21 protein-coding genes are annotated in these 21,664 nt (G+C 71.1%); 4 read left to right on the forward strand and 17 right to left on the reverse strand.

The annotated features are described in order from the left end of the window. Positions 1–90: 90 nt before the first annotated feature. On the reverse strand, positions 91–747 hold the full coding sequence (locus ACIG87_RS25260; protein WP_396853734.1) for a hypothetical protein: 657 nt from the start codon (positions 745–747) through the stop codon (positions 91–93). 132 nt (positions 748–879) lie between these two features. Then, a complete protein-coding gene (locus tag ACIG87_RS25265; RefSeq protein WP_396853736.1) occupies positions 880–1,635 on the reverse strand; it encodes a TIGR03089 family protein in 756 nt (251 codons plus the stop codon). A gap of 251 nt (positions 1,636–1,886) precedes the next feature. On the opposite strand from ACIG87_RS25265, the gene ACIG87_RS25270 reads away from it, so the two are divergent. Continuing rightward, on the forward strand, positions 1,887–2,168 hold the full coding sequence (locus ACIG87_RS25270; protein ID WP_396853738.1) for an SCO0607 family lipoprotein: 282 nt from the start codon (positions 1,887–1,889) through the stop codon (positions 2,166–2,168). A 168-nt stretch (positions 2,169–2,336) separates the two neighbouring features. Then, positions 2,337–4,646: an esterase-like activity of phytase family protein gene (locus ACIG87_RS25275; RefSeq protein WP_396853740.1), complete on the forward strand. Its 2,310-nt coding sequence runs from the start codon at positions 2,337–2,339 to the stop codon at positions 4,644–4,646. A gap of 71 nt (positions 4,647–4,717) precedes the next feature. Here ACIG87_RS25275 and cas6e read toward each other — a convergent pair whose 3' ends face one another. The 15 genes from cas6e to ligD (ACIG87_RS25350) all read right to left on the reverse strand — a co-directional run bounded on the left by cas6e (position 4,718) and on the right by ligD (ACIG87_RS25350) (position 19,450). Then, on the reverse strand, positions 4,718–5,425 hold the full coding sequence (gene cas6e / locus ACIG87_RS25280) for a type I-E CRISPR-associated protein Cas6/Cse3/CasE (protein ID WP_396853742.1): 708 nt from the start codon (positions 5,423–5,425) through the stop codon (positions 4,718–4,720). After that, positions 5,416–6,168 (reverse strand): type I-E CRISPR-associated protein Cas5/CasD, encoded by a 753-nt coding sequence (gene cas5e, locus ACIG87_RS25285; protein ID WP_396853744.1) that lies wholly within the window; start codon positions 6,166–6,168, stop codon positions 5,416–5,418. The genes cas6e and cas5e overlap by 10 nt, the downstream gene beginning before the upstream one ends. A 5-nt stretch (positions 6,169–6,173) precedes the next feature. Beyond that, positions 6,174–7,334 (reverse strand): type I-E CRISPR-associated protein Cas7/Cse4/CasC, encoded by a 1,161-nt coding sequence (gene cas7e / locus ACIG87_RS25290; protein WP_396853746.1) that lies wholly within the window; start codon positions 7,332–7,334, stop codon positions 6,174–6,176. A gap of 12 nt (positions 7,335–7,346) precedes the next feature. Continuing rightward, positions 7,347–7,946, reverse strand: a complete 600-nt coding sequence (gene casB, locus ACIG87_RS25295; RefSeq protein WP_396853747.1) for a type I-E CRISPR-associated protein Cse2/CasB — start codon at positions 7,944–7,946, stop codon at positions 7,347–7,349. A 12-nt stretch (positions 7,947–7,958) separates the two neighbouring features. Beyond that, complete coding sequence (casA, locus tag ACIG87_RS25300) at positions 7,959–9,533, reverse strand: type I-E CRISPR-associated protein Cse1/CasA (RefSeq protein WP_396853748.1); 1,575 nt, start codon at positions 9,531–9,533, stop codon at positions 7,959–7,961. Positions 9,534–9,537: 4 nt separating this feature from the next. Then, on the reverse strand, positions 9,538–9,933 hold the full coding sequence (locus tag ACIG87_RS25305) for a hypothetical protein (RefSeq protein WP_396853749.1): 396 nt from the start codon (positions 9,931–9,933) through the stop codon (positions 9,538–9,540). Then, positions 9,926–12,391 carry a CRISPR-associated helicase Cas3' gene (gene cas3, locus ACIG87_RS25310; protein WP_396853751.1) on the reverse strand — a complete coding sequence of 822 codons (2,466 nt, stop codon included), beginning with the start codon at positions 12,389–12,391 and terminating at the stop codon, positions 9,926–9,928. The genes ACIG87_RS25305 and cas3 overlap by 8 nt, the downstream gene beginning before the upstream one ends. Before the next feature lie 114 nt (positions 12,392–12,505). Next, positions 12,506–12,856 carry an HD domain-containing protein gene (locus ACIG87_RS25315; protein ID WP_396853752.1) on the reverse strand — a complete coding sequence of 117 codons (351 nt, stop codon included), beginning with the start codon at positions 12,854–12,856 and terminating at the stop codon, positions 12,506–12,508. 556 nt (positions 12,857–13,412) lie between these two features. Further along, positions 13,413–13,595: a hypothetical protein gene (locus ACIG87_RS25320; protein WP_396853754.1), complete on the reverse strand. Its 183-nt coding sequence runs from the start codon at positions 13,593–13,595 to the stop codon at positions 13,413–13,415. Then, positions 13,592–14,779 (reverse strand): helix-turn-helix domain-containing protein, encoded by a 1,188-nt coding sequence (locus ACIG87_RS25325; protein WP_396853756.1) that lies wholly within the window; start codon positions 14,777–14,779, stop codon positions 13,592–13,594. Before ACIG87_RS25325 ends, ACIG87_RS25320 begins: the two co-directional genes overlap by 4 nt. Further along, a complete protein-coding gene (locus ACIG87_RS25330) occupies positions 14,769–14,936 on the reverse strand; it encodes a hypothetical protein (protein ID WP_396853757.1) in 168 nt (55 codons plus the stop codon). The genes ACIG87_RS25325 and ACIG87_RS25330 overlap by 11 nt, the downstream gene beginning before the upstream one ends. 156 nt (positions 14,937–15,092) lie before the next feature. Continuing rightward, positions 15,093–16,334, reverse strand: a complete 1,242-nt coding sequence (locus tag ACIG87_RS25335; protein ID WP_396853759.1) for a helix-turn-helix domain-containing protein — start codon at positions 16,332–16,334, stop codon at positions 15,093–15,095. Positions 16,335–16,487: 153 nt separating this feature from the next. After that, positions 16,488–17,459 carry an XRE family transcriptional regulator gene (locus tag ACIG87_RS25340; RefSeq protein ID WP_396853761.1) on the reverse strand — a complete coding sequence of 324 codons (972 nt, stop codon included), beginning with the start codon at positions 17,457–17,459 and terminating at the stop codon, positions 16,488–16,490. A 145-nt stretch (positions 17,460–17,604) separates the two neighbouring features. After that, positions 17,605–18,519, reverse strand: a complete 915-nt coding sequence (ligD, locus tag ACIG87_RS25345; protein WP_396853763.1) for a non-homologous end-joining DNA ligase — start codon at positions 18,517–18,519, stop codon at positions 17,605–17,607. Continuing rightward, a complete protein-coding gene (ligD, locus tag ACIG87_RS25350) occupies positions 18,512–19,450 on the reverse strand; it encodes a non-homologous end-joining DNA ligase (RefSeq protein WP_396853765.1) in 939 nt (312 codons plus the stop codon). Before ligD (ACIG87_RS25350) ends, ligD (ACIG87_RS25345) begins: the two co-directional genes overlap by 8 nt. Before the next feature lie 84 nt (positions 19,451–19,534). On the opposite strand from ligD (ACIG87_RS25350), the gene ACIG87_RS25355 reads away from it, so the two are divergent. Together ACIG87_RS25355 and ACIG87_RS25360 are read left to right on the forward strand one after the other, a co-directional pair. Further along, complete coding sequence (locus ACIG87_RS25355; RefSeq protein WP_396853767.1) at positions 19,535–20,632, forward strand: Ku protein; 1,098 nt, start codon at positions 19,535–19,537, stop codon at positions 20,630–20,632. Between the two features lie 294 nt (positions 20,633–20,926). Next, positions 20,927–21,568: an FKBP-type peptidyl-prolyl cis-trans isomerase gene (locus tag ACIG87_RS25360; protein WP_396853769.1), complete on the forward strand. Its 642-nt coding sequence runs from the start codon at positions 20,927–20,929 to the stop codon at positions 21,566–21,568. Positions 21,569–21,664: the final 96 nt, after the last annotated feature.

Consider the following 21,664-nt stretch of genomic DNA (forward strand, 5'->3'; position numbering starts at 1 on the left):
CCCCACCCCCACCCCGCCGCCGGCCGTGTTGACCAAGAGGTTTGCGTCACCGATCGGCGCGGCGATGACGCAAACCTCTTGGTCAACTCATCACCTCGGGGTGGGGCGGCGGCGGAGGGTGAGCCAGGTGGCCAGGATCGTCAGGGAGACCACGGGTGCCGGATGGCCGAGCACCGTGGCGACGGTGAGGTCCGCCGCGACGCCGGCAACGGTAGCCACGAACACCCATCGGGGTGCCGTCTCGGCGGAGACCTGCCGCCGGTCGGCCGGCATCCACCGGGTCGTCGACCACGGCTTGGCGATCGACACCCATGCCTGGAACGCGATCGCTCCGGCCATCAACGCCGAACCGACCGCCATGGGCAGGGCCGGGCCGGCCGCACCGGTGGCCGCCGCCGACGCGGTCTCCGCCAGGGCCTCGTCGAGGATGAAGATGCCCAGATAGAGCTGGACCAGCGTGATCGCGAACTTCACCAGCACCCACCGGTACCGGAAGAACCCCCACGGGGTCGCGGCGGCCAGCATGAGCCCGGTGAACGCCGAGGCGTTGGCCAGCGGGGCGAGCAACCGGCCGTCGAGCAGGTGGGCCATCGAGGTGGCGCTCACGGCCACCGCCCGGCTCTCCGTGGTCAGGCTGGCGACCAGCAACACGAAGAGCACCAGGGCCAGCGTCATCCATCCCACTGAGGTGACGACGTGCAGCCAGACCGTGAGCTGACGCCAGCGCCGTACGGGTCGGGAAGCCATGGGGCAAAACTGCCACCGCCGCGCTACGTCGAACACCGGTGAAAACCCGCGTCGTACGCCCCCTGAGACCGGGCGGGGCAGGGCGGGCTGGTGCCGGGTGGGTGGGGCGGTGGGGTGGGTGGGGTGGGGCGGTCAGAGGACTCGGGTGATCTGCTCGGTGGCCACCCTCGCGTGCAGGTCGGACCGGTCGAGGTTGGCGCAGATGACCACGGAGGCGCCGACGGCGAGCGGCGCGAGCAGCCACTTCACCGGCTGCTCGTGTTCGGCCGCGTCGACCAGCAACCGGTCAGCGCCGCGCAGGTCGAGCTGCCCGGCGAGCTCAGACGCGAGCCGCCCCCAGACGGCGTAACTCGTGCCGTCCGGGGTGGCCGGGGCGGCCGGGTGGACGGCGGCATAGTCGGGCGGGGCGTCGGTGTGCCGGAGCACCTCGGCGGACCAGTCGAGCCAACCTACCGGCACGTCGGCCAGCGGCCCGGGGCCGGTGCCGACGAGATAGCGGTGCACCCCGTCGGGCACGTCGTCCAGCCAGTCGTCGAGGCGTTCCGGGGTGACGAACACCGCGTCGTACGGCCGGTCGCCGCCCGGTTCGAGGACCGGCAGCCCGGCGGTGGCACGCGGCCGGAACGACACCGCCATCCCCACCGACCAGGCCCCGAGCAACACCGCAGCGGTACGCCAGTGCGGCGGCAGCAGCACCGCGACGCGGCTGCCCGGCCCCAACTCGCACCCGTCGCGCAACAGGCCGGCGGTGCGCGCCGCCCAGCCGCCGAGCTGGCTCGCGGTCAGCTCGGTCCGTTCACCGGTCGCGTCGTCGCAGTAGGTCAGTAGCGGCCGATCGACCTGCTGCGGCGCGTCGGCCGACGTGGTGACGGCAAAGCTGGCAGCCATCGGGCCTCCTGTCCTGGCGGATGCCTCACCCTACCGAGCCCGCTGCTCGGGCTGATGGCGCTCGCCGCCGGGGCGTACGCCCACCGTCGAGCCCACCCATCGAGCCCGACCACGCCGACGACACCTTCCGACCCGTCGACCCCGACCGAGCCCGACAACCGATGCATTCATCCACGGTGGACGCCGGGCCGGTCGGGTGCTGAGTACGGGTACGCATGACAGTGGCGTTCGCCGCGACAAGACTCGACCGCATGCGAGTACGGATCATGATCGTCCTTGCCGGCGTCGGCCTGGGCATGCTGATGGTGACCAGTGGCTGCGGCTACCGGGAGAACATCTGTAGCGATGGTGAGTACCCGGCGATCGCGGTGGGCGCGCAGGGCGGCAGCGCCTGTTTCCCGGACGGGCAGGAGCCGACCGCCCCGTACGTCCGCTATCCCCAGGGCAAGGTCCCGCAGCACGTCGACGACGAGTGGGACGTCTACTGGCGCGACCACGGCATCGACGAGAACGGTGCCGTCATCGACACCTGACCCGGATCGGATCGGCCCGGCCACCGGTTCGACCAGCGAAGACGGGCCGAACCGGCGAGGCCGCCGAGCCAGCTCACCGCCGGCGCGTCGCCGGCCGTTCACCCGCTGGCCAGCCCGTGCTCGGTCGTGCCTGTCAGCCTCCGTCCGAATCGAAAGTTCGGAGGAGCAGTGACAGCGAGAAGTGTGTTCGCCTCGGCAGTGGTGGCCGGCCTGGCGCTGGCCACCCTGACCACCCCGGGCAGCGCGGACGCCGCCCAGCGTTACCCCGACCGGAAGCTCGCCTTCGACCGCACCGCCACCTACCCGGTGTTCCAGAACCGGCCCGCCGGTGCGGACCCGGCCGCCGCGACGGTGGCCGAGATCTCCGCGGTCAGCCCGAACGGCCGTACCCTGGTCTACACCGACGCGGCGGCCCGGCGGATCGGGTTCCTCGACATCAGCAAGCCGCAGCAGCCGACCGGCCTCGGCACCCTCTCCCTGGCCCAGCTCGGCGACGCCGAGGACGAGCCGACCTCGGTGGCGATCGTCGGCCGGTACGTCCTGGTCGTGGTGAACACCAGCGCCGGCTACACCGCCCCCTCCGGCCGGCTGGACGTGATCGAGCTGGCCACCCGCCAGCGGGTACGCAGCATCGACCTCGGCGGGCAGCCCGACTCCATCGCCATCAGCCACGACGAGCGCTACGCGGCGATCGCCATCGAGAACGAGCGGGACGAGGAGGCCACCCCGCCCGGCCGCAAGAAGGGTGACCTGCCGCAGGCGCCCGCCGGTTTCGTACAGCTCATCGACCTCGACGGCAAGACGACGCCGCAGCGGTGGAAGCTGCGTACCGTGTCGCTGACCGGCCCCGACGGCCAGGCGCTGCCGGTGCTGGCCGCCGCCGGGATCACCGAGCCCACCGACCCGGAACCGGAGTACGTCTCGATCAACGAGCGCAACCAGCTCGCGGTGACCCTCCAGGAGAACAACGGCGTCGTCCTGGTGGACCTGCCCACCGGCCGGATCACCCGGGCCTTCAGCGCGGGTACGGCCTCGGTCGACGGCATCGACACGGTCAAGGACGGCCGGATCGACCTGACCGGTGCGATCACCGACGTTCCCCGCGAGCCCGACGCGGTGGCCTGGGTCAACGACCGTTACCTGGCCACCGCCAACGAAGGCGACTGGCGGGGCGGCACCCGGGGCTGGTCCATCTTCGACAGCCGGACCGGCCAGGTGGCCTGGGACGCGGGCATAACCTTCGAACGGCTCGCGGTCCGCTACGGGCTGCACAACAACGACCGGGCCGCGAAGAAAGGCACCGAGCCGGAGGGCGTGGCGATCGCCGAGTACCACGGCGTGCGGTACGCGTTCGTCGGCTCGGAGCGGAGCAACTTCGTCGCCGTCTACGACCTCAGCCGGCCCACCGCCCCGGTGCTGCGCCAGGTGCTACCCACCACCAACGGCCCGGAGGGCCTGCTCCCCATCCCCTCCCGCGACCTGCTCGCGGTCTCCAGCGAGACCGACGACGCCTCGGTGGGCGTCCGCGCCTCGGTGTCGCTCTACCGGCTGGGTGAGCAGACCCCCGGCTTCCCGAGCATCGTGTCGGCCGACGACGCGCAGGGTGCGCCGATCGGCTGGGGGGCGCTCGGCGCGCTCTCCGCCGTACCGGGCCAGCCGCAGCAGCTCTACAGCGTCACCGACGCCGCGTACACCCCGACCCGGATCCTGACCCTCGACACCCGGAAGTCACCGGCGGTCGTCACCGGCTCGTCGACCGTGACCGACGCCGCCGGCAAGCCGATCGGGTACGACGCGGAGGGGATCTTCGCCCGGCCCCAGGGCGGCTTCTGGCTCGCCGTCGAGGGTGCCAAGGGCAGCGAGAACAAGCTGGTCCGGCTGAACGGCGACGGGCAGACCCAGCAGACCGTGCCGCTGCCGGCGGAGATCGCCGCCGGGCTGGGCAAGCAGGGCTTCGAGGGGGTCACCGCCAGCACCGACCGGAACGGCCGGGAGATCGTCTGGGCGGTGCTCCAGCGCGAGGTCGCCACCGACCCGACCGGCGTCGTCCGGATCGGCCGGTACGACGTGACCGCGGACAGCTGGAGCTGGTTCGGCTACCAGTTGGCGAGCACCAGCGCTTCCGGTGACTGGATCGGGCTCTCCGAGATCACCGTGGTCGGTGACCGGCTCGCCGTGATCGAGCGGGACAAGCTCAACGGCCCGGCCGCCACCGTTAAGCGGATCTACACCGTGCCGCTGCCGACCGGCCCGGCCACCGCCGGCACACTGTCGGTGCTGCCCAAGACGCTCGCCGTCGACGTGCTGCCGGCACTGCGGGCCACCAACGGCTGGACCCAGGAGAAGCTGGAGGGGCTGACCGTGGGCGGCGACGGCCAGGTGTACGCGATCACCGACAACGACGGCGTCCTGGACGCCACCGGCGAGACCGCCCTGCTGCGCCTCGGCACGTACCGGAAGGTCTTCGGGCAGCGCTGAGTCGGGAGGGTGGGGGCGGGCCGCCCGTCCCCACCTGCCCGGGGCGATCGGGTTCGACCGCCCCTCCAGGTTCAGCTGGACGTACGGATTGGGGCGAGGCTGATCAGGCCGCAGCCGTACGCCTTGCCGTGGCCGATGCCCTGCTGGACCGCCGTCCGGAAGGCCTCCGCGTCCGTGACGATCAGGTGCCCCTCGAATCGAACCGGCTCGATGGTGATCGGTCCCCGGTCACCGGCGCGGGGCTGTCCGGTCTGGACAAGACACGGCGAGGGCGACACGTCCGGTTGCCCGTTGTACGCGGTCGGCACCACGAAGCCGTGCTGCCCACCTTTCCTGATCAGCCATTCGATCTGTTCGTCGGGCTTGCGTCGGGCGATCCGCTGACCGCGTGCCCGCTTACCACCCTCCGCCGCCGGCCTGTCCCGGTCCGCCTGACGGACGACGGTGCGGGTCGGGTTTCCGACCAGGCGGAAGGCGAAGCGCCGACCGGGGGTGATGGCGTCGAGCAGTGGTTGCAGGCTGCGTACCTGGGGCGGTTCGATGAGGTAGTCGCCGGACAGGCGGCTCCAGTCCGGCTTGGCGCTGCTCTGCACGTACTCGACGAAGCCACGGTGCACGCTGTCGAGTCGCCACAGCACGGACTGGGACTGCCGGGCAGGGGTGTCCGCAGGCAGGTCGGGGTACCCGGACATCACCGTCCGGTGCATCTGCCGGAGGTCGGCGTGGTCGCGGCGGAAGTCGCGCGAGTACACGTTGACCGTCAGCTTGCTCAGGTACACGAGGCTTCCTTCGCGGTGATGATCAGTTCGTCGGTCAGCGGCACGGTTCCGGTCCGGACCGCGCGGGCGGAGTACCGGCGGTCGTGGGGCGCGAACGACAGGGGAACGTCCATCCGCAGCTCGGCAGCGGGCTCTGTCGGTTGGCAGTCGACCGTGGTGCGCAACGGGGTCCGGGCCGTGTTCCGTCGCTCGGCAGCCCGGACGTCGGCCCGGTTCTCCAGCCACGGATGGGTGGTAAGGGCTTCCTCCAGGGACTGGTCGGTCAGTCCGAGGCCGGTATCGGCCTCCTCGTGAGGGCCGTTGGTGACCAGTGGCCGGGCCGGCGGGAAGGCCCGCCGGCCGAGGAACAGCGGCCAGACCGGTGCCCGGAGGGCCTCCTGGATCTGGGCGAGCCGGGCGGCATCCTGGCCTTCGAGCACGACCAGGAAGATCGCGTCGGCGAGGTAGTACCGGTGGCTGAGGGTGGTGCGGTGCCCGCCGCCCGTTGTCGTCGGCACGTTCTGGGTGACGTGGTAGTCCCGTTCCAGGATGCCCTCCCGGTCGACCCGGACACCCATCCGCAGGTTGGCCAGATCGACGAGGGACGACGTGTCGTCGCGGGGAATGCCGAGAGCGGCGGCGAGCAGGCCGACCACCCCGGACTTGGTGGGCTCCCGACCGGTGTCGCGGATGTTGTTGCGGGAGCGGGTGCCCCAGGACTGCATCGGCGCGTCGAGGCAGAGTGCGAGGGAGTGGATCGGCACCGCCCTCACACCTTCGTCGCGGCCAGCACCCGGGACACCAGTTCGTGCCGGCTGGGTGCGACCTCCCGGGCGTCAAGGCCGGTCACGTCCGCGCTGATCGAAGCGGCGACCACCGCCCGCAGGTCGTCCTCGCCGTAGAACCGGCGGAGCCGGTTGAAGTGGCCGAACAACTCCTGCGTCGAGGTCACCATCAGGTCGTGGCCGGTGACCGGCTTGAGGAACGCGTTGGCCAGGTTCCAGGCACCCTTGTCCCGGACCACCACCAGGAGGGTCTCGGGCGGGGTCAGCGCCGCCGTGGAGTTCTGCTTGCCGCTCGGTACGGCGTCGATGAACGCCTCCAGCCAGGCCCGGGTCGCCCGTGCCACCAGATCGGTGTCACCGCGCAGGTTGGTGCCGAGCTGGTCGAGGTGCAGGTTGGCGTACCGGTAGTAGCAGGCGGAGTTGAAGTCGACCGTGCCGATCATGTCGGCGCCGGACTCGTCCTGCGGCTGGAGGTCGTCGACGGCGGTGTAGTAGTCGTACTCGTTGACCACGGCGTGGGTCGAGATCGCGTGGGCGACCTGGGACGCGGCGTCGACGTTGAAGTCCTTGTTGTCGGCGATCATCCGCCCGAAGAGCGCGACGTCGACGACCCGGCCGGCGTCGAGGATCCGGCCCGCTGCTTCCAGCGTCTGCCGGTCCGGCTTGATCTTACTCTTCTTCTCGTCGGCGGCGTCCGCCTTCTTCTTCTCGGCCGCCTTGGTCCGGGCCGCCGCGTCGGCGGCGAGCCGGTCCCAGTCCCGGTCGCAGTAGTCGGCGAGGAGTTCCACCGCCTGGTTACCGACGAAGAGCAGGTACTCGGTGAGCGTGTTCCGCCGCTTGTCGAGGCCGAAGCCGAGGGCCAGCAGCGCCGACGAGGCGACCCCCACAGACTCGTCGTAGTCCCGGCCGCGCTCCTCCTTGAGCACCCAGGCGGTCTTGTCCACCAATCGTTTGGTCCGTACCCCGGTCTCGGTCGCCGCCAGCCCGTAGCGCTGGAAGAGCAGACGTGCGGCCCGCTTGAGGGACTGGCTGGAGATGCGACCGCGTACCTGGCCGCCGAACGTGGCGGTCTTCGGCTGGCCGACGTCGTCCCGGTTCAGGTTACTGACCGGGAAGGACTGCAACAGATGCAACTCGATGATCACAGGCTCTCCTGGTTAGGCGTCAACCGGCTCGGCAACGACGCCCTCTGCCGGCTCGGATTCGGTGCTGGAGGTGGCCTTCGGCGTACGCTTCGGCCGGTGGTAGTCCCGCGCCCAGCGCAGCCGGACCCGATGCGTCTCTTCGGCGGAACCCTGCATGTCGACCAGGTCGGTGAGCAGGCGGTGAAAGTCGATGGCGACGTCACCTGAGCGCAGAAGCTGGACGGCCTGCCGCAGGTAGTGCGGCAGCGCGGTGTCGTCGACGGAGAGCAGTTGGGTGAACCGCCGGGCTGCCGAGGGACGCTTCTCGACCAGGTCACGCATGGCGGTGCCGAGGGACCGTCCCCGAACGGTGTTCCCGTGCGGGTGCAACGCGAAGAGCCCCGCGACCAGCAGCCACGACTTCTGCTCCCGCTCCGGTGGCTCATAGGGAAAGACGACGTCGTACGCCTCGGCTTCCTGTTGGCCACCGGAGAAGGAACGCCGCAGCCGGGCCAGGGCCCGCCGGGCGTCGCCGGACCTGCGCGGGTTGTCCGACGTGACGGCGTAGTGCAGCCCGTAGAGGCCACGCACGAAGGCGTCCCGTCGCTGGGTCACGGTGGTGCTGGGGTCCATGGTGCCGTCCTCCTACTCGATGTGGCCGGCGAGGTGACCGCGATAGGCGTTGATCTCGCTGTTCAGCTGGTCGACGAAGTGTCCGTAGCACTGGCCGGCGATCTCCAGGTTGCGGCCCTGCCGGGGCGAGCCCTCGGCCCAACGCACGGCGGCCTCGGTAGCGATCCGGCGCACCGCCCGGTCCCAGTCCCGGGTGGCGGGCACCGGGCTGGTCCCGCATTCGAGCGCGCGGGCCAGCCCTTCCAGAAGCGCATCGAAGGGCCGGGACAGCAGCGGCCAGTACGCCAGGTCGAGCCCGTGCGCGGCGGGAGCCCTGAACTGCGCCCGGTGCTCCCGATCCATCTGGTTCAGCGCACTGCCGACGAGGTTGGCCAACTCGATGCTGCGTCCGATGACCGGCCCCGCGACCGGATGGTCGGCGCGCAGCAGGGCGACGGGGGCGGCCACGGTCTCCTCCAGGGCCTGCTGCACGACCGAGCCCTTGCTGTCGAGCTGCTGCCCGAAGACCCGCAGGGTGTAGACCGCCTGGCGGGGTATCACCCCGTCCATCACCATCCGGGCGACGTGGTCGAGGGTCAGCGGTCGTTGCCAGTGCCGTTCCTCCGACCCGATCGGGGCGAGGAGGAGTTCCTGGCTGAACCGCCACACCCCACGGTGTTCCTGGAGCCGTACCGGGTACCAGGGGCCGTACGTCGGTGTGGTCGACTTGCCTTTGGTCGTACGCCCCTCCTTGATCTTCGGACGCCGATGGGCCGCCATCCACTCCCGGTCCTGCGGATCGCCGGCGAGTCTGGTGCCGGGAGTGACCACGACCCGGTCGACGTACGTGCTGCCGTCGATCTGCCGAGGCACCAGCCATACCCGGCGAGCCGGCCAGGTGAGCAGGTCGGTCCAGCCCTCGGGGTGCCGTTGATCCGGCTCGGGGCCAGGTGGGGCGGCCTCCCACGCCGGCCGGTCGTCCACGCCGGTGCTCCTGGGCGTCTCGTCGTCGGGGCAGTACGGCATGAGGTTCAGCAGCAGCGTCTCCTTGAGAGTGCCGCCTTCGACCAGCACCATCCCCATCGCGTTGGCCGGCGCAGCCTGGGATGCCTTGTCCTTGCGGTACGGGGTCTTCATCCCGCCCGGGTCGTACGCCTGGAGGGTCACCAGCCACCGGGCCGCCTCGGCGGGTGTCAGACGCACCTCGGCCGATGCGGTCGTATGGTCGAACAGCGTCGTGTTGTTGCCGACGGCTCGGTGCGGCACGAGTTTCGCCGCGCTGGAGGCGGCGACCCCCGCCACCGCCGGGCACTGGAGGAACGGCCGCTCGGCATCGAACAGCTCGAAGCGGTCGGCGAGCACCTTCGGGGTGGGCAGCCGTTCCGCCCGCCACAACTCCGCCCACTCCACCTCGCTGGCCGGCCCGTACGCCCGGTGCATGAAGGCCAGGACGAGCCGGTGCAGCGCCGCCGTCATCGGTGGCGTCTGGCCCAGGATGCGCCGGAGGAGATGGGCGTCGGTCAACAGCGTGACGAGGTCGAGTTCGTCCCGGGTGCCGTCCATCCGCACCACCGGCAGCCATGGCTGCTCGGTCAGGTTGAAACGCACTGGTTCACCCGTCCTGATCGTCGTGGTCGAGGCCCGTCTCCGGGCCACTGATCCGCAGGCCGGCGCTGTCGGAGTAGCGCACCGACAAGCTGCCGAGGGCACCGGTTCCGTTCCGCACCACGACCGGCCGGGAGTCGACGAGCCAGGGTGATGCGGCGAAGACCGCCGGGATCGGGATCACGCGCAGGATATCGAGCACCACCGACAGGTTTCCCTCACCGGCGGCTACCCGGACCGTGGAGTCGAGCAACTCCGACAGCGACTCCGGGTGGGGCGGCTTCGTATCGGCAAGATCGACGGGAATCTGGCCCGTCACCGGTACCGTCCGACCGTTCTCGTCCCGCAGCACGACCACGTCGATCCAGTCGTCCAGCGGCCAGCTTTCGCCCTGGTCATTCACTGCGGCGGCCCCGTCCGTCCGGCTTGCGGGTCTGGCCGGTGAAGCGCGGATGCGCGGTGAGTTCCAGCAACGCGCGAGGATGGGTGGGGGGTGGCAGGAAGCGTCCCGCCGCGTTCTTCCGGTCGTCGTTCTGCGCTTTCTCCAGCTTGGCCTGGGCGAGTTGCCACCGCGCTTCCCACCCCGAGGGGTACGCGATCCCGTCCGGGTCCGAATAGACCGCGTCGACCAGCTCCGGAACCTCGTCCGGCATCCGCAGCTCTCGCCGCTCGCGCAGCAACGCCCAGGTACGCAGCAGGACGACGTCCTGGTAGATGTGCGTGGTGTACGCCGGCCAGACCGGACCGGATGCCTTCTCGGTCACGCCGACCAGGGCGAGGGTCGGCGGCGAGCCCGGATCTGCCCGGCGGAACCGGTGCAGCCGCCCGGCCCGCTGGATCAGGCTGTCGACGGGGGCCACATCGCTGGCCATCGCGTCGAAGTCCAGGTCCAGACTCTGCTCCAGCACCTGGGTTCCGACGACGACGTAGCCGCCTGCGGGAGCGCGGGTGCCTTCCGGGCCGAACAGTTCCCGAAGCTCCTGCTCGACCTGGGCGCGTACCGCCGCCGGGAGTTGGCCGGTGAGCGACACGATCCGGGGCCGTGCACCCGGGGGCAGCGCGGACACCGCCTTTTCGAGCAGTTCAACGGTACGGTCGACCCGCCGTACGAGGTTGTGCACGACCGCCACCCCACGACCGCCAGCCGCCTGCGCCAACACCCACCCGGTCAGCTCCTGGTCAGCGACCTGCACCAGACCGACCCGTCGGCCGACGTTGGTGCTGGACGCCGCCGCCTGCGCGACCTCGGGAACCCCCTGGTCGTCCAGCCAGACCGCGTGCGGATAGTGCAGTTCGGGCAACGACAGCTCCACCTCGTTCGGGCGGGACCGCCGGGCACCGGCGTACCAGTGCCGGAGCAGTTCCTCCCGGCGTACCCGGGGCAGGGTCGCCGACAGCAGGATCACCGGCACTCCGAGCCGGCCCAGCCACCACAGGATCCGGTCCAGGATCGTCGACATGTACACCTGGTAGCCGTGCACCTCATCGACGACAAGAACCCGGTTGGAGAGCCCGACCAGGGGCACCGGTGCCCACGGGGACCGGATTCCGCCCTGTAGCACCCGGTCGATGGTGCCCACGGCCAGCGGGGCGAGCAACGCCCTGAGTTTGGTGAACCACTCCCGTACGACCTGGTCCTGGCCACCGGCCGGGTCGTCGGTGCCGACGTCCTCCGGAGTCACCGGCTCGATCCGGGCGGCCTGCGCCCGCCGGTCGGCCAGGTGTTCGGCGGCCGTGCCGTGCAGGAGCTTGACCGAGAGCGCCGGGTCGATGCCCGCCACCAACGGGTCGACCTCGTCGAACATCTGGTTGCTGGTCGCCCGGGTGGGCATGGCGACGAAGAACCCGGCCAGCCCCAGCCGGTGCACCAGACCTACGGTGGTCTGGAGGGCGATCCTGGTCTTACCCTCGCCGGTGGGTGCCTCGACGATCAGGATTCCGGGCCGCTCCCTGCTGGCCATCAACTGCTCGACGGCCCGTTGCAGGGGCCGGGGCTGCTGCCCGAACAGCCGGTCGAAGCTCAGGTCACCCGGCGGCACCCACCCGGACCACCCGAGCCGGTCGACCTGTTCCTTCGCGCGGTCCCGAGCGAGTCGCAGGTACTCGGTCAGCTCGACGTCGCTGCCCGCGTGCGTGGCTTTGCGGATCGAACCGGAAGCGATCCAGTCGCTCGCCGTGGTCAGGCCGGCGAGCGCGACCGCACCGCCGGTCCCGAGCACCACCTCCGACCAGGCGACGGTACGTGGATCGGGCAGCCCCAGCAGCTCCGCCGTACGGCAGAACAGCTCCTCGGCCCACCTCGCCCACTGCTCGCCGCCGTGGTCCAGAACAGCCGATTCGACGTTGAGCAGCGCCGCGTCGGAGAAGAAGCTGCCATGGTGCCCACCGAGAGCCTGCGCCAACGTCCGAGCCGTCTCGGGCTTCGCTCCCCAGTCGAGCAGGAAGCACCGCAGGTGATAGGCCGTCAGGACGCCATGGAGAGTGTCAGTCCGGCGACCGCCCGCTCGGATCCGGCTCAGACGGTCGGTCTGCGCCACCGCCTCCGGTGGCAGCAGCTTGGCCGCGACGTCCGCCCGCAACGCCTGGAAGGCCGGCGAGAGTTTGCCGAGATCATGCAGCCCGCAGAGCAGGCCGACCCAGGCGGCAGGTCGGCCGCCGAGCGGGTCGAAAGCGACCTTGAGTTCCGCGCGGCAGGTGGCGCTGACCAGACGGTCGTAGAGCAGCTCGGCAACAGCGGCGGTGTCAATCGTGTGGCAGATCAGCGGGTGCGGAATGGTCTCCTCACCCTGTTTGGGAGCGCCCGCCTTTCCCCAGAAAACCCGTACGTCGACTCGCTTGTCACCCGAGAGGCCAACGGCCACGCTGATCCGCCCTACATCTGCTGTCTCTAGATCCCGACGAAGCTACCGGCTGGCCGCTCTCGCGCACAAAGGCCCGAGAATGGTCGTCTGGGAATTGGCCACACAAGACACCTGTCAGAAAGGTGTCACAAAGCGATGCGAAGAATCTGCTCGGCCGCCGCCCCACCTGCCAGGTGAAGGCGGGGTCGCCTTACCGGTGTCGTGGATGCCGGCGAGCCACCGCACCAGGACCCGAGCGTCCACCAGACCACCCGGCAAGGGCTCGGCAATGCGCTGCCGGACCGTGACCGGCAGCCACCTATCCCACAAGAGGCCAGCCACATCGGCGCTGTCGGCAAAATGCCGGAAAAACGGCAGCCAGACCAGCCCTCGGTCACGGTTCGTCTTACCCCAGACGAGACGCGCGGCCTCGCTGAGGTCGCCCCAATCGACCACACCAGACAGACAACCAGAGGGGTACGACACCGGGGGTCACCTCTCCAACCACTACACGAGACCAAACGGACCCGACAGAAACGAGTGTTCCGGCATCGAGAACGACCCTCACGTACGAGCGATACGGCTGCACCCAGACTCATCGCGCATCAGACGCATCGACCACAGCCGCAACATGTCCCAGGAGCACGACCGGCCGGTACGCTGACCCACCAACAGCACCCGACTCGACAACCGGACACAGGCGACCCACGATGGTGATCTTGCAAAGCAAAGTGAAGAAAAACCACAGATTTGATCTTTAGCGCCCCAGGTCAGGAAGTCTGCTCCCCGCGCATGCGGGGGTGATCCTGATCGGGATGCGCGAATTGTGGTCACGCTGCCCTGCTCCCCGCGCATGCGGGGGTGATCCCACTGTGCCGTCGGGGTCGGTCCAGGTGGCCCGCTGCTCCCCGCGCATGCGGGGGGTGATCCTGTCCGGAACATCGGGTAGGCCGGGATATGCCTCTGCTCCCCGCGCATGCGGGGGTGATTCCGGCAGCTCACGCCCATCCGTGGTCGAACACGTCCCCACCTCCCTGGGATCTCACTCGCCGGGCTGCCCGAGAGCAGCCAGAACCTCCCGCGCGAGGATCACCGCCGGGCAGTACGCCGCCCGACACACCGGGCAGCGACCATCCCGCCCCGGTCGGTGCTCGCGCAGGATCGTCCGGGCTGTCAGCGTGAGCCGGTTACGGATCTGCGCCAGGGACAGGAACGGCGCGGTCACCTGGTCAGGCCGACCAGCGCGGCCAGGTTCGCCACGCCGGCCGGTGCCGGGCCGCCGCGCATGACATGGGCGATCACCGTACGGGCGGCAGGCCGCAAGCGGACCTCGGCCGGTGCGGTCCGGTCGGCGTCGACCAGCGCGCGGCCCGCCCTTAGCAGGTCACCGACGTGCAGGTACGCCTGTGCCGCGTCGACCAGGTGCGCGGCGCGGTGTTCGGCCGGCAGCAGTTTCCACCCGCTCCCACTGACCGCCTTCTCGTGCCAGGTGACCGCCGTACCGCCGTCGCCCAGCGCGACCGCCGCCGTCACCCGGGCCACCTCGACCGTCGCCGGTCCGAAGCTGGTCCGGTGGTGGTCGCGGCTGTCGCCGACCCGTCCGGCGATCTTCGCCGCCTGGTCGATCAGCTCCTCGGTGCTCTGCGCGTCACCGCACGTCGCGGCGGCCAAGGCCGCCTCCACCAGCAGCGCACCGCACAACGACAGGTCAGGTGGTGCGGCCGGGGTGACGCGGCGTGCGGCGGCGATCGTCACGGCCATCGCCAGCCGGCCCCGCCCCGATGCCCGCAGCGCCTGCCCGAGGGGGATCGCGGCGACCGCCGTCAACTGCCGGTCCCCGCAGGAGACCGCCATCGCCCGGTCGGCGGCCAGCCAGGCCAGTTCCGGTTCGCCGAGCTTCACCAGCACCGACGCCGTGATCCGGTACGACTGCACGAGCAGCGCTGTCGTCTCGTCCCCGTCGTCGGCAGCCTGGCTGCGCTGGGCGTCGCCGAGCAGGCCCGGCAGCATCCGCACCAGCCGTGGATAGTCGGCGTGCTCGTACGACAGCCAGGCGTGCCCCACCCGCCGGTCCAGTTCGCCGGCCGGCAGCGCCGGTCGATCGCCGGAGCCCGCCCACAGCACGTCGTATTGGGCCAGCGCGGCCCGGATGCCGTCCACCCCGTCGACGGCATCAGCGGTCGCCACCGACGCGATGTCTTCGCCGGTCAACGCCGAAGGGTCCACCCGCAGCACCTCGGCGATGTCGCGGATGACTGAGAACTTGTCGAGGGCGCGGACGCCCCGCTCGACCTTGTCGACCCAACTCTTCGACTTGCCCAGCCGGTCGGCGAGCATCTGCTGGGTCAACCTGCGCCGCACCCGCCAGTGCGCCACCCGCCGCCCTATCGGCAGGTCGTCACCGACCACGACGCCACCGTCGGTCCGGCACCGCCCGGGTGGTCTCCTCCACCGGTACGCGCTCCGCCTCGGCCTGTGCCAGTAGCCGCTGCCTCGCCGCCTCCCGCTCGGCCGCCTGCACCTGCTCGCCCCGACTCGCCTCCGGCTCGTCGCCACGACTCCGCATCGTCACCCCCGCTGGCCGGGGCACGGAGGCATCCTGCCTCGCACCCGTCTTCACGAGAGGCGACTACGGCGGGCGCTCGGACTGGTCCGGTGGACGCCCTGTCGCCTCTCGATTCCGACGGTAGGTTCGCTTGAGTGACGGTGGCTTAACAGTCAGTTAGATTGCGTTCGGCTCAGGGTCCAGTGGGTCGATGCCGATGCGGACCGCCAGATCCCGCAGCTCGGGAGAGCCGCGCCGCCGCGCGTCCCTGACCATCTGCCCCACGATCTCTCGGACGCTCGGCCGCGACCTCAGCTCCGCCGGTGACGCCGTGTCAGCTTCCAGGAACGAGAGGATGGCCCGCTCCTGGTCGCCGGCCGCGTACCACCCCCGGCCTGCATCCAGGTGCAGACGGCATCGCCGGTTCGCGGTACGGACCTGAGAACGGTCGACTCGCCGTGCGTGCTCCGGGGCACGCTCCGGCGTTCCGTTCTCGACCGCCACACCCACCCGCCAGATTCCGCAGTTCGCCGGAGTGAACTCCATTCGCCACGGGTCCGATCCGGCGCGGCGTGCGGCACTCTCGGCTTCTGCCAGGTGCCCGTCCGGGTCACCGGTGTCGAGCGAGGCGGCCGACATGGCCGCGTGCAGGTGGAGCATCCCGTACCAGGTCAAGGTCTCCGCGTCGCCGATGTCCCCGAGTTGCTCGGCCGCACCTGCAGCCAGGGCGAGCGAGCGGCGTCGGCCGCCGTGGGTGCCGGACGACAGGGCGCTCTGCGCGACGGCGAATCGGCTGGCCGCCAGCTCGGCGGGGCCGGCCAACGCGGCAACCACCTCTGCGCGTTCGGCGTATCGCGCCGCCAAGTCGATGTAGCCGAACGGCTTGACAGCGAGCACGGTCGTCACGGCAGCCCGGACGAACAGTCTCGGCCCGTCCTGGTGCCCGGATTCGACAAGCTGCCGGGTGTCCGCGACCAGGCCGGGCAGCAGCCGAGCCAGCGCCTTGTAGTCGCAGGCCATCCGGGCCGCCATCGCCTGATCTACCGCCGCGCCGAGGACGGCAGGGTCCAACGGCCGATTCGGCACGTCAGGGTCGTCGTCGAGGGCCCCGCGCAGCGCCGGCACGGTGGTGTAGATGGCGAGGTCATCCTCGCTGCGAGGTTGGTGCGGCTGTCCGGTCAGGTCGGTGACGCTGACTCCGAGGGCACCGGCCAGGGCGATGAGCCTGGAGCGTTTGGTGACCGGCCGCCGGCCCGACTCGATCATTGAAATGTAGGCGGCGCTCACTCCCACCCGGTCGGCGAGCTGCTGCTGCGTCATGCCAGCAGCGTCACGCCAGACTGCCACCCGCAGTCCGATGTAGTCGCCCATGGCTCCTCCTGCCTGAGGTTGACGGCCCCCATACAGAGCCCTGGACATTGACGGTACGTGCAGTGACGATCCGCTGCCATCCCACCACTCTGCGCACCGACCACTGCCGAGCCACTTCTGGAGGCAGAACCCACCCCGGCCATGCCGCCGTGGCGGGGACGCTATGAAGCGCACATGATCGGCTGGCACATCTACGCACCACTACCGCACGGTCAGGCTCATCCGTTCACAGAGGCCGCGCTGCTCCGGCGAGGTCGCACCCCGACGGAGCAGCGCCCTGGCGGTCTCCCGGGCGGATACCGACGACCGGGCGTGCTGCGGGCCGACCCGCTCGGCGGTGAGCAGCATCCGCACGGCTTCCCGGTCCTGGCCGACAGCTTCGGTGGCCCGGCTCATGTCGAGCCAGAAGTACACCTGCCGTACCGGGGGCAAGCTTGCGGCATCCACCCTCGCGGCCGTCGTCAGCGCCAGGTCGGGGCGGCCGGTGTCGAGCTGGTAGGCCATCCGCCACAGTGCGACGTTCCGTGGACCCCAGTCCAGATCCCAGCTCGTGGTCTCCTCGGTGTGCGCGGCGATCCTGGCCGCCTCGGCGAGATGGTCCTCGGCCCGCGCCTGGTCCCGCAGCCCGGCCAGGTGATGCGCCCTGGCCAGGTGGAGGAAGCCGAGCACGTCCAGAGCGCTGTCCGCCGCGCTGCCCGCGAGGTCGGCACCGGCCGCGTCGCACAGGGCGCCGGCCGGACCGTACGCGCCGGAGTAGGCGGAGACGCGGGCCCGGTTGGCGGCGGCCACCCCGGCGGCAACCGGGTCGTCGAGCAGCCCGGCCGCCTCGGCGCAGCGCTCGGCGGCCAACCAGGCATGCGCCGGGTAGCCGACGTTGAGCAGCGATCCCATCGCCACGCCGTACACCGGCACCATTTCTGCCAGCGCCACCCGCCGGTCGGTCAGGCTGTGCATCGCCGGGACCAGGTCCACGAGTCGGCGTAGGGCTCCGGCGTAGTCGCACCGCCCGTAGAGGCCCCGCACGAGCGCGGACTCCCGACGTACCTGCTCGGTGGTGGCCGCCGCAACGGGACGCGTCGACATCGGGGTGTCCATCATCGCCCGCCAGACCCGCTCCGCGTCGATGCGAGCGGCGTCGAGCTGCCGGTCTGCGGGGATGGGACGACGGGGCATGGGCGACCTTCCCGGGCTTGTCGGCCTGGCTGGCGGCCTGACCGGTGCCACGGCCACCACTTCGGACGGTACCGCCCACTGCGACGGTCAGTCACGTGACGCTCCGTACTCCGAGGCGGCACGCCGACGTCAGCGTCGGGCCGGCTCACTTCACCTTCGGCAGCGCGGGGCCGCCGTCGAGCAGTGGGGCGAGCAGGTCCCCCCACTTCTCCACCCGTCGCAGCACCTCCCCGGCGGTGTACGGCTTCGCCGCAGGCCGTTTCCCCGCCGCCCCCGCCTCGACCTCGTCCCAGGTCAGCGGCGTGGACACCGCCGGCATCGACTGGGCCCGCAGCGAGTACGGCGCCACCGTGGTCTTCGCCGCGTTGTTCTGGCTCCAGTCGATGAAGACCTTCCCGGGCCGCAGGTTCTTCGCCATCCGCGACACGATCAGCTTCGGGTGGGCCTGCTCCAGCTCCTGGGCGATCCGCTTCGCGTAGCCGGAGACGAGGTCGGCGTCCTGGGTGCCGCCGATCGGGCAGCAGAGCTGCATGCCCTTCTTGCCGGAGGTCTTCGGGTACGCCGCCACCCCGTCGAGGGTGAGGCGGTCGCGCAGCAGCAGGGCCACCTGGCAGCACTGCGGCAACGATGCCGGCGGGCCGGGGTCGAGGTCGACCACCATCAGGTCCGGGTGGGTACCGATCCGCCACTGCGGGGTGTGCAGTTCGAGGGCGGCCAGGTTGGCCAGCCAGACCAGGGTGGGCAGGTCGTCGGCGACCACGTAGTCGATGGTCTCCCGGCCCTTGCTCGAACCGGGTACCGGCAGCGTCTCGGTGCGTACCCAGGCGGGGGTGGCGGCGGGGGCGTTCTTCTCGAAGAACGAGCCTCCGGTGACGCCGTTGGGGAACCGGATCCGGGTCAGCGCCCGGTCGGCCAGGTGCGGCAGCAGCACCGGGGCGATCCGGGTGTAGTAGTCGATCACCTCGCCCTTGGTGAAGCCGGCCTCCGGGTAGAGCACCTTGTCCAGGTTGGACAGCTCCAGCGCCCGGCCGGCCACCTCGACCTTCAACCGTTCAGGCATCCTCGACCTCCTCGGGCGGCTTGTCGGGGCGCAGCCGCAGGATCCGGGGGAACCGCAGCCGCCCGTCGGGGGTGCGCTGGCCGTACTTGACCTCCACCACGATCCGGGGGGTCACCCAGAGCGCCCCCCGGGCGTCGTCGCGCGGGACGTCCGCGGCGAACGGCGAGCCGTCGGTACGCAGCGGTTCCAGCTCGCGCAGCAGCTCCCGTTCCAGGGCCGCGCCGATCCCGCCGCCGACCCGCCCCCGGTAGGTGAGCCGGCCGTCCGGGCGGGGCACCCCGACCAGCAGCCCGCCGATCTTCCGCGCGCCGGGCCGCCAGCCGCCGACCACGAAGTCGCCGGTCACCTCCAGCTTGACCTTCACCCAGTCCGGCGAGCGCACCCCGGGCCGGTAGGCCGCGTCGACCCGCTTGGCCAGCACCCCTTCCAGCCCGTGTTCCCCGGCCGCCTGGTAGGTGGCCGCGCCGTCGGCGAAGGAGGGCGGCACCGCCCACCGGGCCGCGCCGAGCCCCAGGCCGTCGAGCGCCGCCCGCCGTTCGTGGTACGGCCACCCGGTGAGGTCCTCACCGCGCCACCGCAACAGGTCGAAGATCATGTACGTGACCGGGATGGTGGCCGCCAGCCGGGCCGCCTTCGCCCGGTCCCGCACGTGCATTCGCTCGGTGAGGGCGGTGAACGAGGGCTGCCCGGCCGGGTCGAAGAGCACCACCTCACCGTCGAGCAGCGCGTCGTCGACCTGCTCGGCCAGGGTGACCAGTTCCGGGTACGCGGCGGTGATCTCCACGCCGGAACGGGCGTACAGGTGCGGGTGGCCGCCGACCAGGTCGGCGAGCGCCCGGACCCCGTCCCACTTGAACTCGTACGCCCAGCCGGCGCCCACCGGGAGCGGCCCGGTCGTCGCGAGCATCGGCTTCAACGGTGCGCCGGGCACGCTCCGAATGTAGTTGCCTACGGAACGTGGTGCAGGGGCTTCGATCGTTTGCGATCCTGGTCAGGGCGGTGAGAGGAGCACGGGATGCGGGCGATCTGGAAGGGGGCGGTGTCGTTCGGGCTGGTCTCGATCGGGGTGAAGCTCTACTCGGCCACCGAGGAGAAGGACATCCGGTTCCACCAGGTGCACCGGGACGACGGCGGCCGGATCCGCTACAAGCGCACCTGCTCGGTCTGCGGCGAGGAGGTCAGCTACGACGACATCGCCAAGGGGTACGACCTGGGCGGCGGCGAGCTGGTGATCCTGACCGACGAGGATTTCGCCGACCTGCCGCTGACCAGTTCACGGGCGATCGACGTGCTGGAGTTCGTCCCCGCCGAGCAGGTCGACCCGATCCTCTACAACAAGGCGTACTTCCTGGAGCCGGAGGGTGCCGCCACCAAGCCGTACGTGCTGCTGCGCGACGCGCTGGCCGACTCGGAGCGGGTGGCGATCGTCAAGGTGGCGCTGCGCCAGCGGGAGCAGTTGGCCACCCTGCGGGTCCGCGAGGGGGTGCTGCTGCTCAACACGATGCTCTGGCCGGACGAGGTGCGTACCCCCGCTTTCGGTTTCCTCGACGAGGACCTGAAGGTCCGCCCGCCGGAGCTGGCGATGGCCTCCTCGCTGATCGACTCGATGGCCGGCGAGTTCCAGCCGGACGCCTTCACCGACGACTACCGGGCGGCGTTGCAGGAGGTCATCGACGCGAAGGTCGAGGGGCGTGAAGTGGTGCAGCCGGTGGAGGAAGAGGCCGCGCCGGCCGCCGCGGTGGACCTGATGGCGGCGCTGAAGGCATCCGTCGAGCGGGCCCGGGTGGCCCGGGGCGAGGCGCCGTCCGGCGGGGCCGCCGAGCCGACGCCGATCTCGTCGGCCCGGTCGGCCAAGCAGGCGGCGAAGGCCCCGACGAAGAAGACCGCCGCCAGGAAGACCGCCACTGGGAAGACCGCCACTGGGAAGACCGCCGCGAAGAAGGCGGAGCCGGCCAAGAAGGCGGAGCCGGCCAAGAAGGCGGAGCCGGCCAGAAAGGCGGAGCCGGCGAAGAAGACCGCCGCGACGAAGAAGGCGGAGCCGGCGAAGAGGGCCGCCAAGACGCCCGCGAAGAAGACCGCCGAGAAGAAGGCCGCCCCGCGCAAGAGCGCCTGACCGGGTGGTCGGGGCATGGTCCGGGACGACGGCAACACCGTCCCGCCGGCAGCCGCCCGCGGGTCGGCACAGGCTGCGACCTGGCCGGCGGGGCGCGGCGGGCCGGGCAGCCGGTGGTGGATCTGGCGGGTCCGGCACCGGTGAAGAATCGGAAGGAACGGGAGTCGCTGCCCCATCCGAGGACACGGCGGGCGGGCGACGGCCCACCTACGGCATCGATCCGGGTACCGTGTGCGCTGGCCACGGCACCGGGTCGCCGGGCCGGCCACCCCACATCAGCAGGGAGTCGAGGACGTGAGCGAGCGTACGGAGAACCGTTCGGAGGGCCAGGGCCCGGAGACGAAGGCACAGCGGCGGCTCGCCGCCCAGTTGGCGGCGCAGAAGGCCGCCGAAGCGCGCAAGCGCCGGCAGGCATGGCTGGGCGCCGTCGCCGGCGTGGCCGTCATCGCGGTGATCGTCGGGGTGTTCGTGGTCGTCCGCAACGGCGAGAAGGACGACCCGAAGCCGGCCGCCGCCCCCGCCGGCTGCGCGGGTGCCTTCCCCAAGCTGCCCGAGGGGGCCGACCAGGCGCTCTGCACCAAGCCGCAGGCCACCAAGGGCGAAGGCGAGCTGACCGGGCTGAAGGCCACCCCGCTGATCCGGGGCACCGGCCCGGCCGCCCAGGCCGGTCAGCAGATCACCGTCAACTACGTGGGTGTGTCGTACCGGACCGGTGAGGAGTTCGACGCTTCCTGGAAGCGGTCCGAGCCGTTCTCCTTCGGCCTCGGCCAGGGCAACGTCATCCCGGGCTGGGACCAGGGCCTGCAGGGTCAGACCGTCGGCAGCCGGGTCCAGCTCGACATCCCCGCCGACCTGGCGTACGGCGAGAAGCCGCAACGTGAGGGGGCCCCGGCCGGCCCGCTGCGGTTCATTGTCGACGTGCTGGCGGTGCAGTAGACCACAGGGATCTTCCGGCCCGACACCTACCAGCATTAGGTTCGGGGTCACCGTGGGCGGCCGGTCCGCGCCACGGTGACCCCTCACCGACGTGGA

Source organism: Micromonospora sp. NPDC051925 (genome assembly GCF_044548625.1).
GTDB lineage: Bacteria > Actinomycetota > Actinomycetes > Mycobacteriales > Micromonosporaceae > Micromonospora.

Bases quoted from the DNA above. Each gene is read 5' to 3' on its own strand.
- ACIG87_RS25260 (WP_396853734.1), bottom strand. From the start codon at position 747: ATGGCTTCCCGACCCGTACGGCGCTGGCGTCAGCTCACGGTCTGGCTG.
- ACIG87_RS25265 (WP_396853736.1), bottom strand. From the start codon at position 1,635: ATGGCTGCCAGCTTTGCCGTCACCACGTCGGCCGACGCGCCGCAGCAG.
- ACIG87_RS25270 (WP_396853738.1), top strand. From the start codon at position 1,887: ATGCGAGTACGGATCATGATCGTCCTTGCCGGCGTCGGCCTGGGCATG.
- casB (WP_396853747.1), bottom strand. From the start codon at position 7,946: ATGGACCCCAGCACCACCGTGACCCAGCGACGGGACGCCTTCGTGCGT.
- ACIG87_RS25330 (WP_396853757.1), bottom strand. From the start codon at position 14,936: ATGCGGAGTCGTGGCGACGAGCCGGAGGCGAGTCGGGGCGAGCAGGTG.
- ACIG87_RS25335 (WP_396853759.1), bottom strand. From the start codon at position 16,334: ATGTCCAGGGCTCTGTATGGGGGCCGTCAACCTCAGGCAGGAGGAGCC.
- ACIG87_RS25340 (WP_396853761.1), bottom strand. From the start codon at position 17,459: ATGCCCCGTCGTCCCATCCCCGCAGACCGGCAGCTCGACGCCGCTCGC.
- ligD (WP_396853763.1), bottom strand. From the start codon at position 18,519: ATGCCTGAACGGTTGAAGGTCGAGGTGGCCGGCCGGGCGCTGGAGCTG.
- ACIG87_RS25355 (WP_396853767.1), top strand. From the start codon at position 19,535: ATGCGGGCGATCTGGAAGGGGGCGGTGTCGTTCGGGCTGGTCTCGATC.